Origin of the sequence: Marinimicrobium hydrolyticum (assembly GCF_030848505.1) — a bacterium.
Lineage (GTDB): Bacteria > Pseudomonadota > Gammaproteobacteria > Pseudomonadales > Cellvibrionaceae > JAVDDU01.
In genome coordinates, this window is sequence record NZ_JAVDDU010000004.1 from 241,200 (window position 1) to 256,434 (window position 15,235).

The 15,235-nt window shown below is 58.8% G+C and carries 17 protein-coding genes; all 17 read right to left on the reverse strand.

The genetic code is table 11. The annotated features are described in order from the left end of the window. Nucleotides 1-4 precede the first annotated feature (4 nt). The 17 genes from RBH33_RS09640 to RBH33_RS09720 are packed head-to-tail and all read right to left on the reverse strand — an operon-like array spanning nucleotide 5 to nucleotide 14,494. The gene (locus RBH33_RS09640) at nucleotides 5-460 is read right to left on the reverse strand and encodes a hotdog family protein (protein WP_306731966.1); all 456 of its coding nucleotides are present in this window, start codon (nucleotides 458-460) and stop codon (nucleotides 5-7) included. Beyond that, nucleotides 457-1,644, reverse strand: coding sequence for a beta-ketoacyl-[acyl-carrier-protein] synthase family protein (locus RBH33_RS09645; RefSeq protein WP_306731967.1), 1,188 nt, complete (start codon nucleotides 1,642-1,644; stop codon nucleotides 457-459). Before RBH33_RS09645 ends, RBH33_RS09640 begins: the two co-directional genes overlap by 4 nt. After that, nucleotides 1,641-2,159 carry a hypothetical protein gene (locus RBH33_RS09650; protein ID WP_306731968.1) on the reverse strand — a complete coding sequence of 173 codons (519 nt, stop codon included), beginning with the start codon at nucleotides 2,157-2,159 and terminating at the stop codon, nucleotides 1,641-1,643. The genes RBH33_RS09645 and RBH33_RS09650 overlap by 4 nt, the downstream gene beginning before the upstream one ends. After that, nucleotides 2,156-3,406: an NAD(P)/FAD-dependent oxidoreductase gene (locus tag RBH33_RS09655; protein ID WP_306731969.1), complete on the reverse strand. Its 1,251-nt coding sequence runs from the start codon at nucleotides 3,404-3,406 to the stop codon at nucleotides 2,156-2,158. The genes RBH33_RS09650 and RBH33_RS09655 overlap by 4 nt, the downstream gene beginning before the upstream one ends. 15 nt (nucleotides 3,407-3,421) lie before the next feature. Next, the gene (locus RBH33_RS09660; protein ID WP_306731970.1) at nucleotides 3,422-5,785 is read right to left on the reverse strand and encodes an MMPL family transporter; all 2,364 of its coding nucleotides are present in this window, start codon (nucleotides 5,783-5,785) and stop codon (nucleotides 3,422-3,424) included. Further along, nucleotides 5,782-6,420 carry an outer membrane lipoprotein carrier protein LolA gene (locus tag RBH33_RS09665; RefSeq protein ID WP_306731971.1) on the reverse strand — a complete coding sequence of 213 codons (639 nt, stop codon included), beginning with the start codon at nucleotides 6,418-6,420 and terminating at the stop codon, nucleotides 5,782-5,784. The genes RBH33_RS09660 and RBH33_RS09665 overlap by 4 nt, the downstream gene beginning before the upstream one ends. Further along, nucleotides 6,417-6,860, reverse strand: a complete 444-nt coding sequence (locus RBH33_RS09670; RefSeq protein ID WP_306731972.1) for an acyl-CoA thioesterase — start codon at nucleotides 6,858-6,860, stop codon at nucleotides 6,417-6,419. The genes RBH33_RS09665 and RBH33_RS09670 overlap by 4 nt, the downstream gene beginning before the upstream one ends. After that, complete coding sequence (locus RBH33_RS09675; RefSeq protein ID WP_306731973.1) at nucleotides 6,853-8,409, reverse strand: HAL/PAL/TAL family ammonia-lyase; 1,557 nt, start codon at nucleotides 8,407-8,409, stop codon at nucleotides 6,853-6,855. Before RBH33_RS09675 ends, RBH33_RS09670 begins: the two co-directional genes overlap by 8 nt. Nucleotides 8,410-8,424: 15 nt before the next feature. Further along, entirely contained in the window at nucleotides 8,425-9,408 is a 984-nt protein-coding gene (locus tag RBH33_RS09680; protein ID WP_306731974.1) for an LpxL/LpxP family acyltransferase, read from the reverse strand. Nucleotides 9,409-9,415: 7 nt separating this feature from the next. Beyond that, entirely contained in the window at nucleotides 9,416-10,189 is a 774-nt protein-coding gene (locus RBH33_RS09685; RefSeq protein ID WP_306731975.1) for a glycosyltransferase family 2 protein, read from the reverse strand. 4 nt (nucleotides 10,190-10,193) lie between these two features. Then, nucleotides 10,194-10,541 (reverse strand): ApeI family dehydratase, encoded by a 348-nt coding sequence (locus RBH33_RS09690; RefSeq protein WP_373568253.1) that lies wholly within the window; start codon nucleotides 10,539-10,541, stop codon nucleotides 10,194-10,196. Next, a complete protein-coding gene (locus RBH33_RS09695) occupies nucleotides 10,541-11,908 on the reverse strand; it encodes an AMP-binding protein (protein ID WP_306731977.1) in 1,368 nt (455 codons plus the stop codon). The genes RBH33_RS09690 and RBH33_RS09695 overlap by 1 nt, the downstream gene beginning before the upstream one ends. Continuing rightward, nucleotides 11,905-12,471, reverse strand: coding sequence for a COG4648 family protein (locus RBH33_RS09700; RefSeq protein ID WP_306731978.1), 567 nt, complete (start codon nucleotides 12,469-12,471; stop codon nucleotides 11,905-11,907). Before RBH33_RS09700 ends, RBH33_RS09695 begins: the two co-directional genes overlap by 4 nt. A gap of 7 nt (nucleotides 12,472-12,478) precedes the next feature. Further along, complete coding sequence (locus RBH33_RS09705) at nucleotides 12,479-12,721, reverse strand: acyl carrier protein (RefSeq protein WP_306731979.1); 243 nt, start codon at nucleotides 12,719-12,721, stop codon at nucleotides 12,479-12,481. A 4-nt stretch (nucleotides 12,722-12,725) separates the two neighbouring features. After that, on the reverse strand, nucleotides 12,726-12,995 hold the full coding sequence (locus tag RBH33_RS09710; RefSeq protein WP_306731980.1) for a phosphopantetheine-binding protein: 270 nt from the start codon (nucleotides 12,993-12,995) through the stop codon (nucleotides 12,726-12,728). Next, a complete protein-coding gene (locus RBH33_RS09715) occupies nucleotides 12,988-13,773 on the reverse strand; it encodes a lysophospholipid acyltransferase family protein (protein WP_306731981.1) in 786 nt (261 codons plus the stop codon). The genes RBH33_RS09710 and RBH33_RS09715 overlap by 8 nt, the downstream gene beginning before the upstream one ends. Then, nucleotides 13,760-14,494, reverse strand: a complete 735-nt coding sequence (locus tag RBH33_RS09720; protein WP_306731982.1) for a beta-ketoacyl synthase chain length factor — start codon at nucleotides 14,492-14,494, stop codon at nucleotides 13,760-13,762. Before RBH33_RS09720 ends, RBH33_RS09715 begins: the two co-directional genes overlap by 14 nt. Nucleotides 14,495-15,235 lie beyond the last annotated feature (741 nt).

The following is a 15,235-nucleotide window of genomic DNA, read 5'->3' on the forward strand; positions in this document are numbered from 1 at the left end:
CTCCTTAATTAGGCTCGCTGGCCTGTAAATAGGCAACTGGATCTTCGGGCTGAAAAGCGGCGAACGTCGCTTCCACCAGCAGGTCACCCCGGCCGTTGTGAATGGTGCCGCTGAATGCTACCAAAGGACCGTCAATTAGGTCGGGACGGACAGCGGTACGCAGTGTTTCCGCCAAGCCAAATACGGGCGTTTCGGCGCTGTAGTGGCGAGAACTCACCAAAAACGCCGGCTCCACGGGCCGGTTGTGGCGGCGGCAATCGGCCCCCAACCAAACGGCAGCAGTCTGCGCCAAATACTCCAACCCGGCCCAACTGGGTACACCGCCCAAGGCCGGGTCAAAAAACACGTGGTCTTCGGCTACATGAGCCTCGGTTACCGTTTGTTCTGGGGAGTCACTGATGATTCGCTCCACCATGCGCATGGGCGGTTGATGGGGCAGGTACTCGGATATATCGGTCACGCTGGGTCCCCCACGATTACCGCCGCATTGTTGCCACCAAAGGCGAAGGAATTGCTTAGGCATAAACGCCGCGTGCCCGTAGCAAAAGTAGCGCCCGCCTTAACCAAATTCAGTGGCTTCAAATCCGGGTCTTGCTCGCCGTCCCACACATGGGGTGGCAGTTGATGATGAGGATTGTACCGACTCAAGGCCAGCCAGCACAGGGCCGCTTCGGTGGCCCCGGCGGCACCCAAGGTGTGGCCCAACTGCCCTTTACTGCTGCTGCAGGGGATGCCGGCCGGAAACAGCCGCTCGACCACCGCCGATTCCATGGCGTCATTGAGGCGAGTACCGGTGCCGTGCAGATTGATGTAGCTGATGGCTTCCGCGTCGAGTCGAGCCTGAGTCAAAGCGGCCCGAATTGCGGCCTCGGCGCCACGACCTCCCGGTTCCGGAGCGGAGATGTGGTGGGCGTCCGAAGAGGCTCCCACCCCCAACAGCGCAATCGAGGCCTTCAAGGGTTCCCGTGTGACCAAAAAGAACGCGGCCGCCTCGCCGATGTTGATTCCCGCCCGGTTGCGGCTGAAGGGAACACAAGGATTCTCATCCACCGACTCCAGAGCCGCGAAGCCATTGACGGTAAGCCGGCACAGCGAATCGGCACCCCCAGCTATGACCGCGTCCGCGGCGCCACTGGCCAGAAGCCGCGCCGCGGATCCCAAGGCATGGGCACTGGAGGAACAGGCAGTTGAGAGGGTATAAGCAGGGCCTTGCAAACCGTAGTAGTGAGCGATCACTTCCGCCAGATTACCGATCTCTTGTTGGCGGTAGTGATAAGTGGCGGGCCGCTGGCCGGTTTCGCTGAAGGTGCGCAGCGCGGCTTCGCCCTCGGCTATGCCGGAGGTGCTGGTGCCCGCCACCACAGCGATGCGGGCGGCGCCGTAACGGCTCAGCGCCGCATCCACGCTGGGAGTAATCTGTGCCAAAGCCGTTACAGCCAAACGTGCATTACGGCTGTCAAAACGGCGAAGCTCTCCTGGCAGAGCAAGTAAGTCAGCACTTACACCGGCCGTGTAAGTGCTAGCACCCGGAATCCAGTCGCAGGGGCTGAGGCCGCGCTCGCCTGCGAGCACCCGCCGCCAAACTTCTTCCTGATTAGTGCCCAGGGCATTGACCAAGCCCAGGTCGGTTAAATAGAACGTCATTCGTTATTAGTTTCCACTTCGCGCACAGTCACTTTGGCCTGCTGCTGGGGCAGTTCGTATTGATTCGCTTGAGTCGATTGCCAGCGCCAGTGCGGCCGGTCCTTAGAACTTAGCTGGTATCCGCCTTCGGACACGGGCTTTAAGGTGTAACCGGCGGCTTCAACACAGGCGGGAGACAATTCATCCCGCAGTTGCCACCATTGCCAGCCCCACAACAACCACTGAGGGTCGACGCCACGATACAGGGGGCTTTGCTCTACCGTCAGTTGGTCACCCCTTTGCCGTGCCGTAAATTGAGGCGCGCCTACCGCATCCAGAGCCACGAAGGTTACGTAGTCTGAGCTAGTTTCGCGATGCACCACTAGATTTTGGCGACCCTGCTCGCTGGTCACTCGCAGCAAGCCAGTCTTGGCCGCCGGCGCGGGACAAAGATCGGTACCAACTGGCATGCTCGGCGCGCGAGCACAGGCCGATACCACAAGCACCACGGCCAATAGTGCAATGCGTCGCATCATTTGGCTTCCGTAGGCGCGCAAAAGCTCCCCAGCGCCTGCATGCGCCGCTTGGGCTGGGCCACAATGGGGTTTTCCCGGTCCCACGCGTAGCCCGCCAGAATAGAACTGATCATTTGGCGCACACTGGGCGCTTGGTCCGGGAAGAAGATCACATCCTGGAACAGGCCGTCGTACCAGGATTCCACAAATACCCGGAAGGTATCCACGCCAGCGCGCAACGGTTGCTCATATTCCGCCTGCCAGTCCACCGTCTCACCTTTTAACTGGCGATCCAGCACGGCGGCGGCCTTACTGGCGGAGCGCATGGCAATGGTTACGCCGGAAGAAAACACCGGATCGAGAAACTCGCCGGCATTGCCCAGCAGGGCAAATCGGTCACCAGCCAAGCGTTTCACGTTGCAGGCGTAGCCAGTGATCTGCCGGGAGGGGTATCGGTACTCGGCTTTGCTCAGCAGCTTGGCCAGTACCGGCGCTTCAGCGACACAGGTTTGTAAGGTGTCCAGAGGCTCCGGGCCGGCGCGTCGGGCGAGCTTTTCCTCGCTGGCGACCACACCCAGAGAGCAGCGGCCGTCACTGAAAGGAATCAGCCAATACCAAATATCCCGTTCCTGCGGGTGAACGGTAACCAGAATTTTTTCCCGGTCAAAGGCGGGGTCATCGATATGGTCGTCGATGTGGGTGAACGCCGCCTGCCGGGGGGGAAAGTCCGAGGGTTCTTCCAGATCCAGAAGCCGGGACGCGACACGCCCGAAACCGCTAGCATCGAGCACAAATCGGCAGCTAACTTCGCCGTTTTTGCCTTGATCATCAATATAACCCACACGAGCCGGATCGCTCTCGACGTCCAGGGACACGATGGTGTGACCGTAACGGATGTCCACGCCCTGGGCGGTGGCTTCATCCGCCAGCAGTTTGTCGAAGCTAGCACGATCCACCTGGAAGGTGGTGCCGGGGCCGGGGGAAAATTTGTCGCGAAAGTCGTAGAACGTGTAGCGATCTTTCCAGCCGAACGCCGCTCCATTCTTATATTGGAAACCGTGGCGCTGCACCGCCTCGAGCATGCCCGCTTCTTCGATGTAGACCATGCACTGGGGCAAGAGGCTCTCGCCAATGGAAAAGCGGGGGAAATACTCCCTCTCCAGAACCAGAACGCTGTAGCCTTTCTGATGCAGTAACGCCGAGGCGATGGCGCCCGAGGGACCCGCCCCAATGACCACCACATCCACTTGCGCCGGAATACTCGCCATAATGCGTTTCCAATGTCAGTTATTGTCGGCCAGCCACTTCGCCGGACCACCGTTGATGCCTTTAAGGGTTAAAGGCGCGAGCGCGAATGCCAACACTATGCCTATCAGCAGTGTTAGGCCAAAACTGCTAATGGCGGCCGTGGAGCTGAGAGACAGGAGGCCGAAAGATAGCACGGTCGTACATGTCGATAAACCGATGGCAAGCAGGGTATCGCAGCCCTTACCGAGACTCTCGCGTAAAAACAGCGTGTAGTCGACGCCTATTCCCAACACCAGTAACAGGGCCATGATGTTAAAGACGTTGATGCTCTGACCCAAGGTCAGGAGGATAGCCAGACTTGCCAGGCTGGCAATAGCGGGCGGCGCCACGGCGAACAAAGCACCTTTGGCGCCATAGCGGCGCGTCAACAGCAGGGCAATGCCTCCGTAAGCGAGCAATAAGAGTACCCCAGCGGCGCGTCGGTAGTCCGCCAACAGCCGGTTGGTGCGGGCTACCGGATCCACCCAATGAACGGAATTCAGTTCGGCCACCCTCTCCGCAACCAAGGCGGGGCTCTCCAGGCCACGCAAAGTGACAGCGGCGAAGTGCCGTTCATTCTCGGTAAAATACACCGGGGCGTCCGGAAGTCGGCTCAGCGTCGGCCAAGTTTCGTCCCAGCGCAAATACTTATCCGTGTCGGTCAACCGATCGTGAAGCTCTGCCCGAAAAGGCTCCGAGACCTGCAGTTCATCTAAGACTTGCGCCAGGGCGCCGGCCTCCAACAACTGGTCCCAAAGCTGGCGGTTTTCCCGCTGCCATGCCTGGGACGGCAGCCATTGGGCCAGTGATTGATAGCCGTCCAGTGCATCTTGGCTAACCAGTTCGTCGAGCGCTTGGCCAACTCTCTCCAGCCTCTCCAACAAGCGTTGCCGACTGGCCGCATCCACCAATAGATACTGAAGCGCGGTGCGCTCACCCAGGGCTTCTCGAAACTGGCTTTCCATGGCCTGTAGCGAAGGATCCGGCACCTGCATGGTGCGAATATCGTCATTGATCCGCCACTGACTGAGGCCCATGGCCAGGAATATCGCGGCAACCAAGACTAGCCAGCCCGGATGGCGCACAGTGGCGATGCGCCAATGGCGTGACCGCCAGTGCTCAAGGCCCCGAACCAGTGTCGGAGACAGGGGGCGTTTGGGCGAACGCGTCAAAAGTCTGGGGAATACGCCCATCACGGTGGCGTAGGCGACAATCAGCCCGGCTGCGGAAAACACCGCAATTTGGCTAAATCCAGGAAAACCGGCCAGCGTGAAGCTCAAGTAGCCGGCAACGCTGGTGATCAATCCCAGCGTTAGTGGTGCCAGCAGGTGAGCCAGGCCCTCACTGGGCTGCCATGCGGAGCCCTGGAATTGCCGGCGAGCAAAAAAATGCAGGGTGTAATCAATGGCCACGCCGGTAAGGCTGGCGCCAAACACCAGGGCAATCACATGCACCGAGCCAAACACCCAATAAGTGACCGACAGCCCAGCGGCCACCCCCAAAGCAATGGGCATACTGGCAAGCAGAAGCAACCAGGGAGAGCGAAACACCAGCAGTAGCAACAGGCAGATGCCGAGCAGTGAGCCTAGACCGACGGTAGAAATCTCCTGCCGGGCCTGATCGCTGCCGGACAGGGTATAGAAGAGGGCGCCGGTGTGGATCACTTCAGCGCCATCCAACGCCCGCACGGGTTCCAGGGCTTCGTTTAATGCGGCACGGGCTTCGCTCTGCAATGTCAGGCCGTAGGGGGAGCCGGCCAACTCGGCCTGGATCAGCACGAATCGCTGGCCGTTGTGGCGCACGGACAGGTAGCCGCGATCATCCAACTGCACGCCCTGCAGCCCCGGCCGAACTTCACGCAGGTAAGCGGACAGGGTACCCAGAGGATCCTGCCGAAGTTGGTGGGTGAGGCCGGTGCCCGGGTTGGTCAACAATCGGCGCAGCGCGTTCTGGGCGATACGGTCGATATCGCCTGCCTGTATCTGGGAACGGATTTCTGGTGTTAACAGTACCGGCAGGTATTGGGCATAGAGGCTGTGCAATTCCGCCGTGGGTTCGGCATCCACTTCCAACCGAGCGTGCGCAAAGCAGTCGCAGGCTTGCAGGGTTTCGACGGCCAGCTCCGCCGCCTCTTGAATTTGGCTGTAGTCGTCCGCGCTCAGGAGCAAAAACACCTGCCGGGTAATGCGCTCCGCCAGTAATTGATCGGCCTGGCTCTGCCCCTGAAAGTCGGCGCTGTCGGGAAACAGGGCCAGAATGTCGTTATCGAATTGCAGCCTGGGCAGGCTGAAGACGAACAACAGTACGGCCAGCACGACTAGGAGCAAACAAGCGGTGCTGACCCGGCGGGCCAGGATCACGGGGACTCTCCGGAGGTTCCGGCTTCCTCCCGGTGATAGTCGAAGTTCAGTTCGGTGCGATCGCCGCCGGGTTCTTTAAGGGTCACCGCCTGAATCCTTTCGCCCCTACCCAAAACCACCATATCGTCCAACACCCGGCGCATACGCCGGTCTTTGGGTCGCAGCCCCATTTCCCACTGCTCGTCATCCAAGTGGCGGAAGTAGCGGGTGAAATGCACGCCCAGGTCCGCTTCGGTGAGCTGTAGAAGAGCACTAAAAAACTGAAAGAATCCGTGCAGTGATGGCTCATCGGCGGGCGCGACCCGCTCCTCTTCGCCGTCCACGGAACGGATCAGTTCGCCATCGCGGAAATGGTAGGCCTGAGGGAAGGGCTGGTGAATTTCCCAGCTGAAGCGGCCTTCATCATCCAGCGAGAAGCGGCCTCGGGACACCAGCGGTTGTTCCAGAATCTGCAGGTGCTTGGTTTGAGTGAAGCGTCCCTCGATGCGGGAGGTGGCGCTCATGGTTTCAGCCAGGGTCGACAGTTGGCGCTGACGTTCCGGGTTCTCAGCCACCGGGTAGGAAAAAACCGACTCGCCTGCGGCGGGTACCGCCAACGCCAACAACAGCAACAGCCAGGGGGCGCGGTTAATCAAGACCGGTCTCCCACTGAGGCGCTGTACTGCTCCAGCTTTTCGCGCAGAATGTCGGGCGTCGCGAAACACATTTCGTTGCTGGCCAAATCCACCGCCACTTGCACCGAGTAACCTTTGGTGAGGACTTCGCCCGTTTCCGCGTCGAGAATCCGGTACTGGATTTTCAAGCGCACTTCCCACTCTTCCAGGCTGGCGATTATCCGAATGCGGCGGTTAAACAGCGCCGGCTGAATGTACTTCACCCGCACATCCACCACCGGCCAGCCGTAGCCCGACTCCCGCATGGTCAAGTAGTTGTAGTCGATGTTATCGAGCAGACAGCAGCGGGCATCTTCGAAGTACTTGAGGTAGTTGCCGTGCCAGACGATGTCCATACTGTCCACGTCGTAAAAAGGCACTGTCAGCTCAATGATTCCTTGAGGCAATTGCAGCTCAGTCATGAGGATAGAAATCCCAAATTTGCTCGCGAATATGGTTAATGGTTTCCCGCAAGGCTCCTTCCAGAGGACGATCCTCATCCACAACAGGGAAGTAGCCCCGTACCTGATCGTACATGGTTTCCAATGAAGGTGTGATGCTGCTCTGATCAAAATCGGCGTCGTTCTTGCGCAAATACAGGGCCTGCGTACTGGCGAGTAAGCCAGCCGCCGCTACCTGTTCCGTCAACTCCAGTACTCGAATGCAGTCCCGCGCCGCGATGGTGCCCATGCTTACTTTATCCTGATTGTGGCATTCGGTGGAGCGAGAGAAAACGCTGGCGGGCATGGTGTTTTTCAGCGCTTCGGCGGTCCAGGCGGAAATACCAATCTGCACCGCCTTGAAGCCGTGGTTGATCATGGCCCGCTCGGGCGTGGCGCCGGACAGGTTGGCCGGCAGGCCGTTGTTGAATTTGGTGTCCATTAGCAATGCCATTTGCCGGTCGATCAAATCGGCGATGTTGGCCACGGCCACTTTAAGGGCATCCATGGCGAAGGCGATGTGGCCACCGTAGAAATGTCCGCCGTGCAGGACGTGCTCTTCTTCGCCATCAATAATGGGATTGTCGTTGGCGCTATTCAGCTCGGTTTCGATGAACTGGCGCATCCAGCCCAGGGAATCCTGTAGCACGCCAATAATGTGCGGGGCACAACGCACAGAGTAACGATCCTGCAACCGGTCCGAATTGCGCGCCACCCGATCCATGTGCAGGTCGGAGCGAATCCAGGCGGCGATCTGGTTTTGGCCGGGGTGGGGTTTGACTGAAAACAGGCGCTCGTCAAAGTGGTTGGTGTTGCCTTTAAGGCTCACGCTGACCATGGCGGTCAAGCGAGTGGCCAGCTTGGCCAAGTAGCTGGCCCGGTCGTAGGCCAAGCAGGCTACGGCGGTCATCACCGCCGTGCCGTTCATTATTGCCAGCCCCTCTTTGGGGTGCAGATGCAGCGGCTCAATACCCAGCTGCTTCAGTACCTGCGCCACCGGTACCGTTTCGCCTTGGTAGTAGACGTCTCGCTCACCCAGCAAGGTGGCGGCCACATAGGACAAAGGCGTTAGATCACCGCTGGCGCCCACCGAGCCTTCTTGAGGAATCACCGGGACTATGTCCTGATTTATATACTCCACCAAGTGTTCCAGTAACTCCGGGCGCACGCCGGAATAACCGCGACTAAGAGAGGCCAAACGCGCGGCCAGAATGGCCCGCCCGTGGGCGTGGTCAAAATGAGCCCCGAGGCCACAGCCGTGGAAGCGAGTGAGATGAACGGGCAACTGCTCCACCAAATGGGGCGGCACGGTCACCGTGCAGGAATCACCGTAGCCGGTGGTAACCCCGTAGATCACGCCGTCTTCCCGCCACAAATCCTGCACAAAGCGTGCACTGGCTTCAATGCGTTTGCGCGCACCTTTGTCCTGAGTCAGGCTTGCCTGGCCGCCTTTGGCGATAGCGACGATATCCTCAATGGTTACGGCTTTGTGGCCGAAGACCACGGGCTTGTCTGAGCGGGAATTTTTCATGAATCACTGTCCTACTTAAATGCTGTCGTTATCGTTGTTTGGGCGCACACCGGAGTTTGGGTCCGCCTGCGCCTCACGGGCGGGCGCGTCGTCGCCCCAATAATCGTAAAAATTAAACCACTGGTAGGGGTGGCGATGGCACAGGCCCTCCAGCACCCCCACGTATTTTTGCAAAAGCTCCTGGCACACCGTTTCGCGCTCCTGGCGCGGAACCTTTCCACCCGAGTACAGAGGCTTCAAGGTGGCTTGATAAACAAAGCCGGTGTGACAGGCGGCGATAAAAAACACCGGCGCCCCCAACATCAGAGCCAACCAGAAAGGACCGGCGGGCCACTGCACCTCCGAACCCAGAAAGGGCGCGCGCAGCGTCCGGTTCGGATTGTCCGGCGGCAGTCGATCCGCCAGCAAAATAACGAACTCTCCCTCGTCCAATCGCTCCCGCAGATAGATCGCGGTGGCGGGCGTAATCTCCTGCAGGGGTATCAAACGCACCTGGGACTTCCGGTTTACATTTCCCATCACTCGATTGAACTTGCGGGTATTCTGGCCGTGCCGGATAACGTTGAGCTTTAAAGAACCATCGTTTTCCACCACCGCGCGACACATTTCCAAGGTGCCAAAATGAGCCCCCAGCAACACAGCCCCGCGCTTGCTTTGTTGCAACTCCAGTAGCGTATGGTGGCCTTCAAAGGCCACATCGGAACGTTGAATCCGCCCCATCCAGGCCGCGACCCGCTCCATCAGATTGGCGCCAAAAGCCATGTGATGCCGCCACACCTGCCAGAGCCCGGCGGGCCGCCCCAGCGCCCGGCTTAAATACTGAGCGGAGTGGCGCCTCGTAGACCGGCGGGTCAGGAAGAAGTACGTCACCACTACTCCAACCAGCGGGTACATAAGCCAGCGGCCGAAAAACCGATACAGCACCACTAAAAAGGCCATACCCCAGTAATGGCCCCGCTCTTTCATACTGGCCCAATGGGTGCTCTGCGGCTCGGTCATGGCAATCTCACGGCTGACTTTCCCGCTCGCCGGAAGGCAGTTGGCGGCGTACCAGCCGATACAGTAGCAGTGGCAAGCGTGCCAGCATACCGACACAGAGCCGCGTATGCATCCAACTGATGGCCAGGTTGTCGCGCCAGAGGCGAAAATTGGAAATGCCGTTTTCCGGATAGATCACCCGGGTGGGCACAGCCATCACTGGCATGCCCCGCCAGGACAGACGTACGGCCACTTCCGTGTCGAAGTCCATGCGTCGGCCGATACGTACCCGGTCCGCCAGCGCCAGGGTTTCCGCCAGTGGGTAGACCCGAAAGCCGCACATGGAATCGCGGATCTCCAAAGACAGCGTCTCCACCCAGACCCAAAAGTGGGTGATATAGCGGCTGTAAAAACGATGCCGGGGCACCGACTCGTCGTATTCGGGTACGCCGGAAATCAGCGCCTGCGGAAATTGCTCGGCCAGGGCCAAAAAACGCGGTATGTCCTCTATGTTGTGCTGGCCGTCGGCATCCACTTGCACCGCGTGGGTGTAACCCAACTCGGCGGCCCGGCGCATGCCCAAAATCACAGCGCTGCCTTTGCCCCGGTTGGGAAACTGCTCGCACAGTTCGCTGCCGGTTTCGCGGCACAAGGTCCGAAGCAGTTCAGTGTCTTTGGGGTTACCACCGTCGTTCACCACCACGCAGGGCACGTCGAGGGCTCGAATGAGCGGCAATGACTCGGCCAGCAACTGCGCGTGATTGTAGACCGGAATGACCACACAGGGGGCGAAAGTTCGCATCACTTCAGCCACCCTCGGCAACACCGATGCCGCCTGTGGAACAGCGACCCCGCTGATTGTGGTAGCTGAATTTCAGCAGCTGGCGGTCCGCGAGCCAATCCAGGGTTAGCGTCAGCTGTACGGGCGGACGCACCAACTGCTGAAACTTTACCGAGCGAAAGCCACGAAATTGGAGTGTTTTGTTGAAGTGTTTCTGAGCCAAATCCAGAGCCCACCCGACCTGCACCACCCCCGCAAGCACGGGTAAGTTATCAAAGTGGCCCGCAAAGCAGGGCATATCCGGCTCCAGCTTCAAGGTAACCACCAAGTGCTCATCCGTTTGTTCCAGAATTTCGTAGGGAGGAAAGATCATCACCGATGGCTCCCGGTCAACAGCGTCTGCAAGTCAGTCTCGGTCACTTTGCCCTGAGCGTTGTACGGCAAATTGTCCACATAACGCCAGCGCCGCGGCAACAGGGGGGCTTCAAAGTAGGCCAGCAAATCACGGCGCAGTCGCTGGTTCAAGGCCAGTTTGCCCTGCGCATCCAACAGCGTCTGACCTTCTCTCGAGAGCGTCGCCACTACTCCAACTTCCTCGCGCCGGCCGCGCACGACCGTCACACGCGCCGAGGCGATGGCGGGGTGCGACTCCAAATGTTTTTGCATTTCGGTTAGCGAGAGGCGCTTGCCCTCAACTTTCACCACTCGGTCCGCCCGGCCTAGAAGCGCGAAGCGTCCATCCTCAAAAACTTCCGCCCGATCGCCCATATCAAATGAGTCTTCTGACCCCAGGTGAGGGCTATTAACCCGTAAACAACCTTGAGAAGAAAGACTGATGGCAACACCGGGCAGAGGCTCCCAGCGGTCACCCTCAGTGCGTCGACGCCAGGCAACGCCACCGGTTTCGGTGCTGCCCAAAATCTCTAAAGGGGCTCGTCCCGTGAGTTCGGCCATGGCCAAGGCATACTGTTCGGCCAGGGGTCCGCCGGAAGAAACGATCTCCGCCAGACCACCCGGCTGGGCTTGGAAGGCAGGCGCTTGCGGCAAGCGCGATAAATGCGTTGGGCTGGACACCAGCGTGGCTGGCTGCCATTCCGCCAGACGCTTGACCAGCTCTTCCGGATACTGGCAGGGGGCCACCACAAAAGGCGCGCCCCGCCACCAGGGCCACAGCACGCTGTGCAAAAGTCCGTAAATATGTTGATGGGAAACCGTGGAGATAACGCTGGCTTTACCCATCTGATCACCAAAGCAGCGCTGTAAAGTCGCCAGCTCGGACTCCAACAACACCAGAGTTTTGTGCACGGGTTGGGGTTCGCCCGTGGAGCCGGACGTGAACAGTACCAATTCGATGGAAGTATCAGGGCTTGGCAGGTCAGAGCGTGGACCTTGGATCAGGCGATCTGGGGTGAGCTGCGTTTTGGCCAGTTCGGGTAGAGGTGCGTCGGTAAGCAGGACATCGAACGCTCGGGCCAACTGATGGGCCGTTCCCGCCTGCATATTGTGTGGCATAACGATTTGTTTGCCCGCCAGGGCCAGAGCCATAAACCCGCACAGAAAGTCCCAGGCATCTTGATACCAAATACCCCAACGCTGCTCAGGTCGTGCCGCCAGCGCCTGGCCCAGTGTGCTGGCGCGCTCGCGCAGCTGATCGCGACTGAAACTTCCGTGCGCGCTCAGGGCTACAGGCTGTGGGCCGCCTGCAAGGCAGTGTTGGCGTAAATCGATGGAAGGGGTCATAGTCCGTGTTTTTTATAAAATACCAGGCGTCGGTAACCGTACTCGGCGGCGAACAAAGTGCCCACGACGACGTACGCCAGAAGGCCGTTGTACAGCGCCCACACTTCCCGGCTGGCCACCAATGCCGTGAACGCGGAAACGCTGGCATTGAGCAGAAAAAAGCCCACCCACAATCGCGTCACCCAAAGGGTGTAGCGCAGCACAGCCGGGGGCAATTCCTGGTAGGACACACCTCGATGCAGAGCCGCCATCCGGGTAGGCACCGTGGGGGGCCAGATCAGGCCTGCGGCGAACACCGCGGCCAAGGCCAGGTTGATTCCGGTTGGGAGAAGCCGCAGTAGCACTTCACTGTTGGCGTACCAGAGCAGTGCCGCCACGCCCGCGCTACAAACTACCAAAGCGCCGCGCTGCCAAAACTTATCGGCTTTAAGCAGCGCCCGGAACAGGTAAACCGCGACCAGAGCCAAACCCAACACGCCGGGCTCCACCCACTGAATACCCAAGTAAACCATGAGCGGATAGAGGACCAGCAAGGCCCCCGCGAGGAGATTAGCCCAGCGCATCCGTGTGTTAGTTCATCAGCTGATCGATAACATCCACGGCATCGCCAATGGTGCGCACGCCCTTGAATTGTTCGGGCTTTAGCTGTTTCCCGGTCACGCTGTGAATTTTTGCGGCCAGATCAATGGCATCAATGCTGTCAAAATCCAGATCCGCGTACAGATCGGCATCGAGGGTAATGTCTTCTTCATCCAGCATGAAGGATTTGACCAATACCGCTTTCAGTTCTGTAAAAATTTCTTCTTTGGTCATACCACTACCCACTCACTGTCTGCTGTTGTGCCAGAACGAAATCCCGCAGGGAGGCTACCGAGCGAAAATGCTCTTTATTGTGCTCCGAGTTCGCATCGATTTTAACATTGAAGTATTTCTGCAGAGCCAACCCTAACTCTAGCGCGTCGATAGAGTCGAGCCCCAACCCTTCCCCAAAAAGTGGGGCGTCGGTATCGATGTCATCGATGGTCATGTCTTCGAGTTCCAACTCATCAATGATCATTTGTTTAATTTGTACGGTGATATCAACCATATAACTTCAAGCCTTGTTCAAAATAATTCTGTAAATAGCGGGTGAGCTGTCGGGCTGCCGCAGGTTTATCGTCGTAAGCTTCTATTAATTCCACTGGCTGCAATATTTCGCCCACGTGAACGTTGATCTCGGCCCGACGAGGTGGAATCCGGTACCAGGGCTCTCCTTTAATCAGGGTGATCGGGTCGCAGGTGATAAACACTGTTAACACAGGCGCGCCGGTGCGCACCGCCACTTGTGCCATACCGCGCTTGAAGGCCAGGCCCTCACCCGGCACCGTGCGCGAACCTTCAGGAAAAATCAGTATGGCCTCATCGTGGTCCAATGCCTGACGGCATCCCGCCAATAACTCACTGCCATTTTCATTGCTGATAAAACCCGCACCGCGCATCACGCCGCCGATAAATCGGCTGCGCCACAGCTCGCCTTTGACCACGCAATTGGCACTGGGCAAATAGGCCAGCAAAATCACCACGTCAATCAAGGTCGGGTGATTGGCAATCACGATACAGCCGCCTGATCGTTGCAGTAACTCCAGGTTGTGAAGTCGCACCCGAATCAGCCCCAGGGTTTCCATCATGGCCACAAAGAACCGGAAGTTACGCTTTTGCAAAGTCCGCACCCGCCCGGTCTTGGTGGCTTCGTCCCCCGGTAGGGCGCGCAGCAATGGAAACAACAGCAGCGTTTGTAAAAAACCGCCGACAAAAAAGAACGCAAAGCAGAACCCAGTTGCCAGGATTCGCCAGATGCGATCCGCGCTGTATCTAAGGTAGCTCAAGCTCTCGCTCCCAGTGCCAGTTGGTGCGCTCAGTACAAAATTCCAGATGCGGGGTCCGCCCAAACCACCAGACCAGGAATGCCACCATCATGGACACATCCCCCGGCTCGCCGCTGTGTGGGGCCATACTCAGAGAGACCCGTTCCCGCCCCGGTCCAGGCTCCGAGCTCAGGAGCAACGCCAACGCCGCGGGCATTTCCGCTTCATCAGCGTCCGGGCGATAAAAATCCGCAAGCGGCTCATCGCAATGCACCAGAAGCACCTGTGGTGCACCTTCGGCAAGCCAGCCCTGCGCCTCTACCCAGGCTTGGGCAAAGGTGTCGCGTCCCGCTGCCAGCGCCAGCGAAGGCGCGGTGATGCGCTGAATAATGGTGAACAAACCCAAGGCGGCGTTGTGCACTGACAAACTAAACGCCGTGGGCGACAGGGGCTCTTCGTGCGCCAGGTCCTGCAGAAGCTTTTGCGTGCGCTGGGTATCGCCGTGACGTGAGCTGAAAATTACCGGAGCATCCGCCGCTAAATGACCTTCCACCGAGGTGGCCACTTCCAGAGCCAAGCGCCCCCAGCGGGTCAGCCGGCGACGGGTCATAGCCGGTACGGCGCGCACGGGAGGAGAAGCTTCGCTATCAAGAACGTCGGCCTGCTCGGCCCATGTTGCCCAGTCCGTGGGTGTGTCGAGCCCAGGCGCCCAGGCGGCGAACTGGGAGACGAAGAGATCCATAGCTGCATCCAGTGTTATTTCGGGACTTCGGCAACACCCGACGAACCCATGTGCGCTGTATTATCGGTGGGCGAAGACTACTGCCGGCACGCCCTTTATAAAAGACAAAAACCAATGTCTCTAAACCACTATAGGTAAAAAACACCCGTCGCGGTGAATATTGGCGTCAGTTTACTACAACCCGGCCTGTGGAGCCCAGAGCACAGGGCCTCTGGGTTTGGAAAAAAGTGCTTGGCTGGATTGAGCAGCGAATAGCTCCGCTTTGATGAGTTTCATTTTCCATGTTGGTTTGGTACGGGATTTGAGTTAGGGCAACTGGGGAGTCTATTCCGGACTAATCGGCACGATAGCCGATTAGCACAGCCGAAGGCTGCCCGAAGGGTTGGGCACAAGTATGTGCCCAATGAAACGCGGTAAACACGTCCATGTGGCTCCCCGCATGTTACAACCCAACCCCGGCGTACGATTGGAAACTAATGCTTGACTGTTCTCGTCGGAGGGCGGCAACTATCTGGTCCGCCCGGGAGTGGGGTATGAGGTTCTGGAAACGCGGTAAACACATCCGTGTGGCTCCTGCGCGTCATCCATGACGCGAAGGTTCCAGAACCTCATACCCCACTCCCGGGCTCCGTGCTGGACTGGAGGTCCGTGGCACCCCACCAAATTCGGGTTAAAAACGAATTCCCCTTCCAACCCAAATTGATACATTACTATCGTCTCGACTGGCACCGAGGGCGGCTG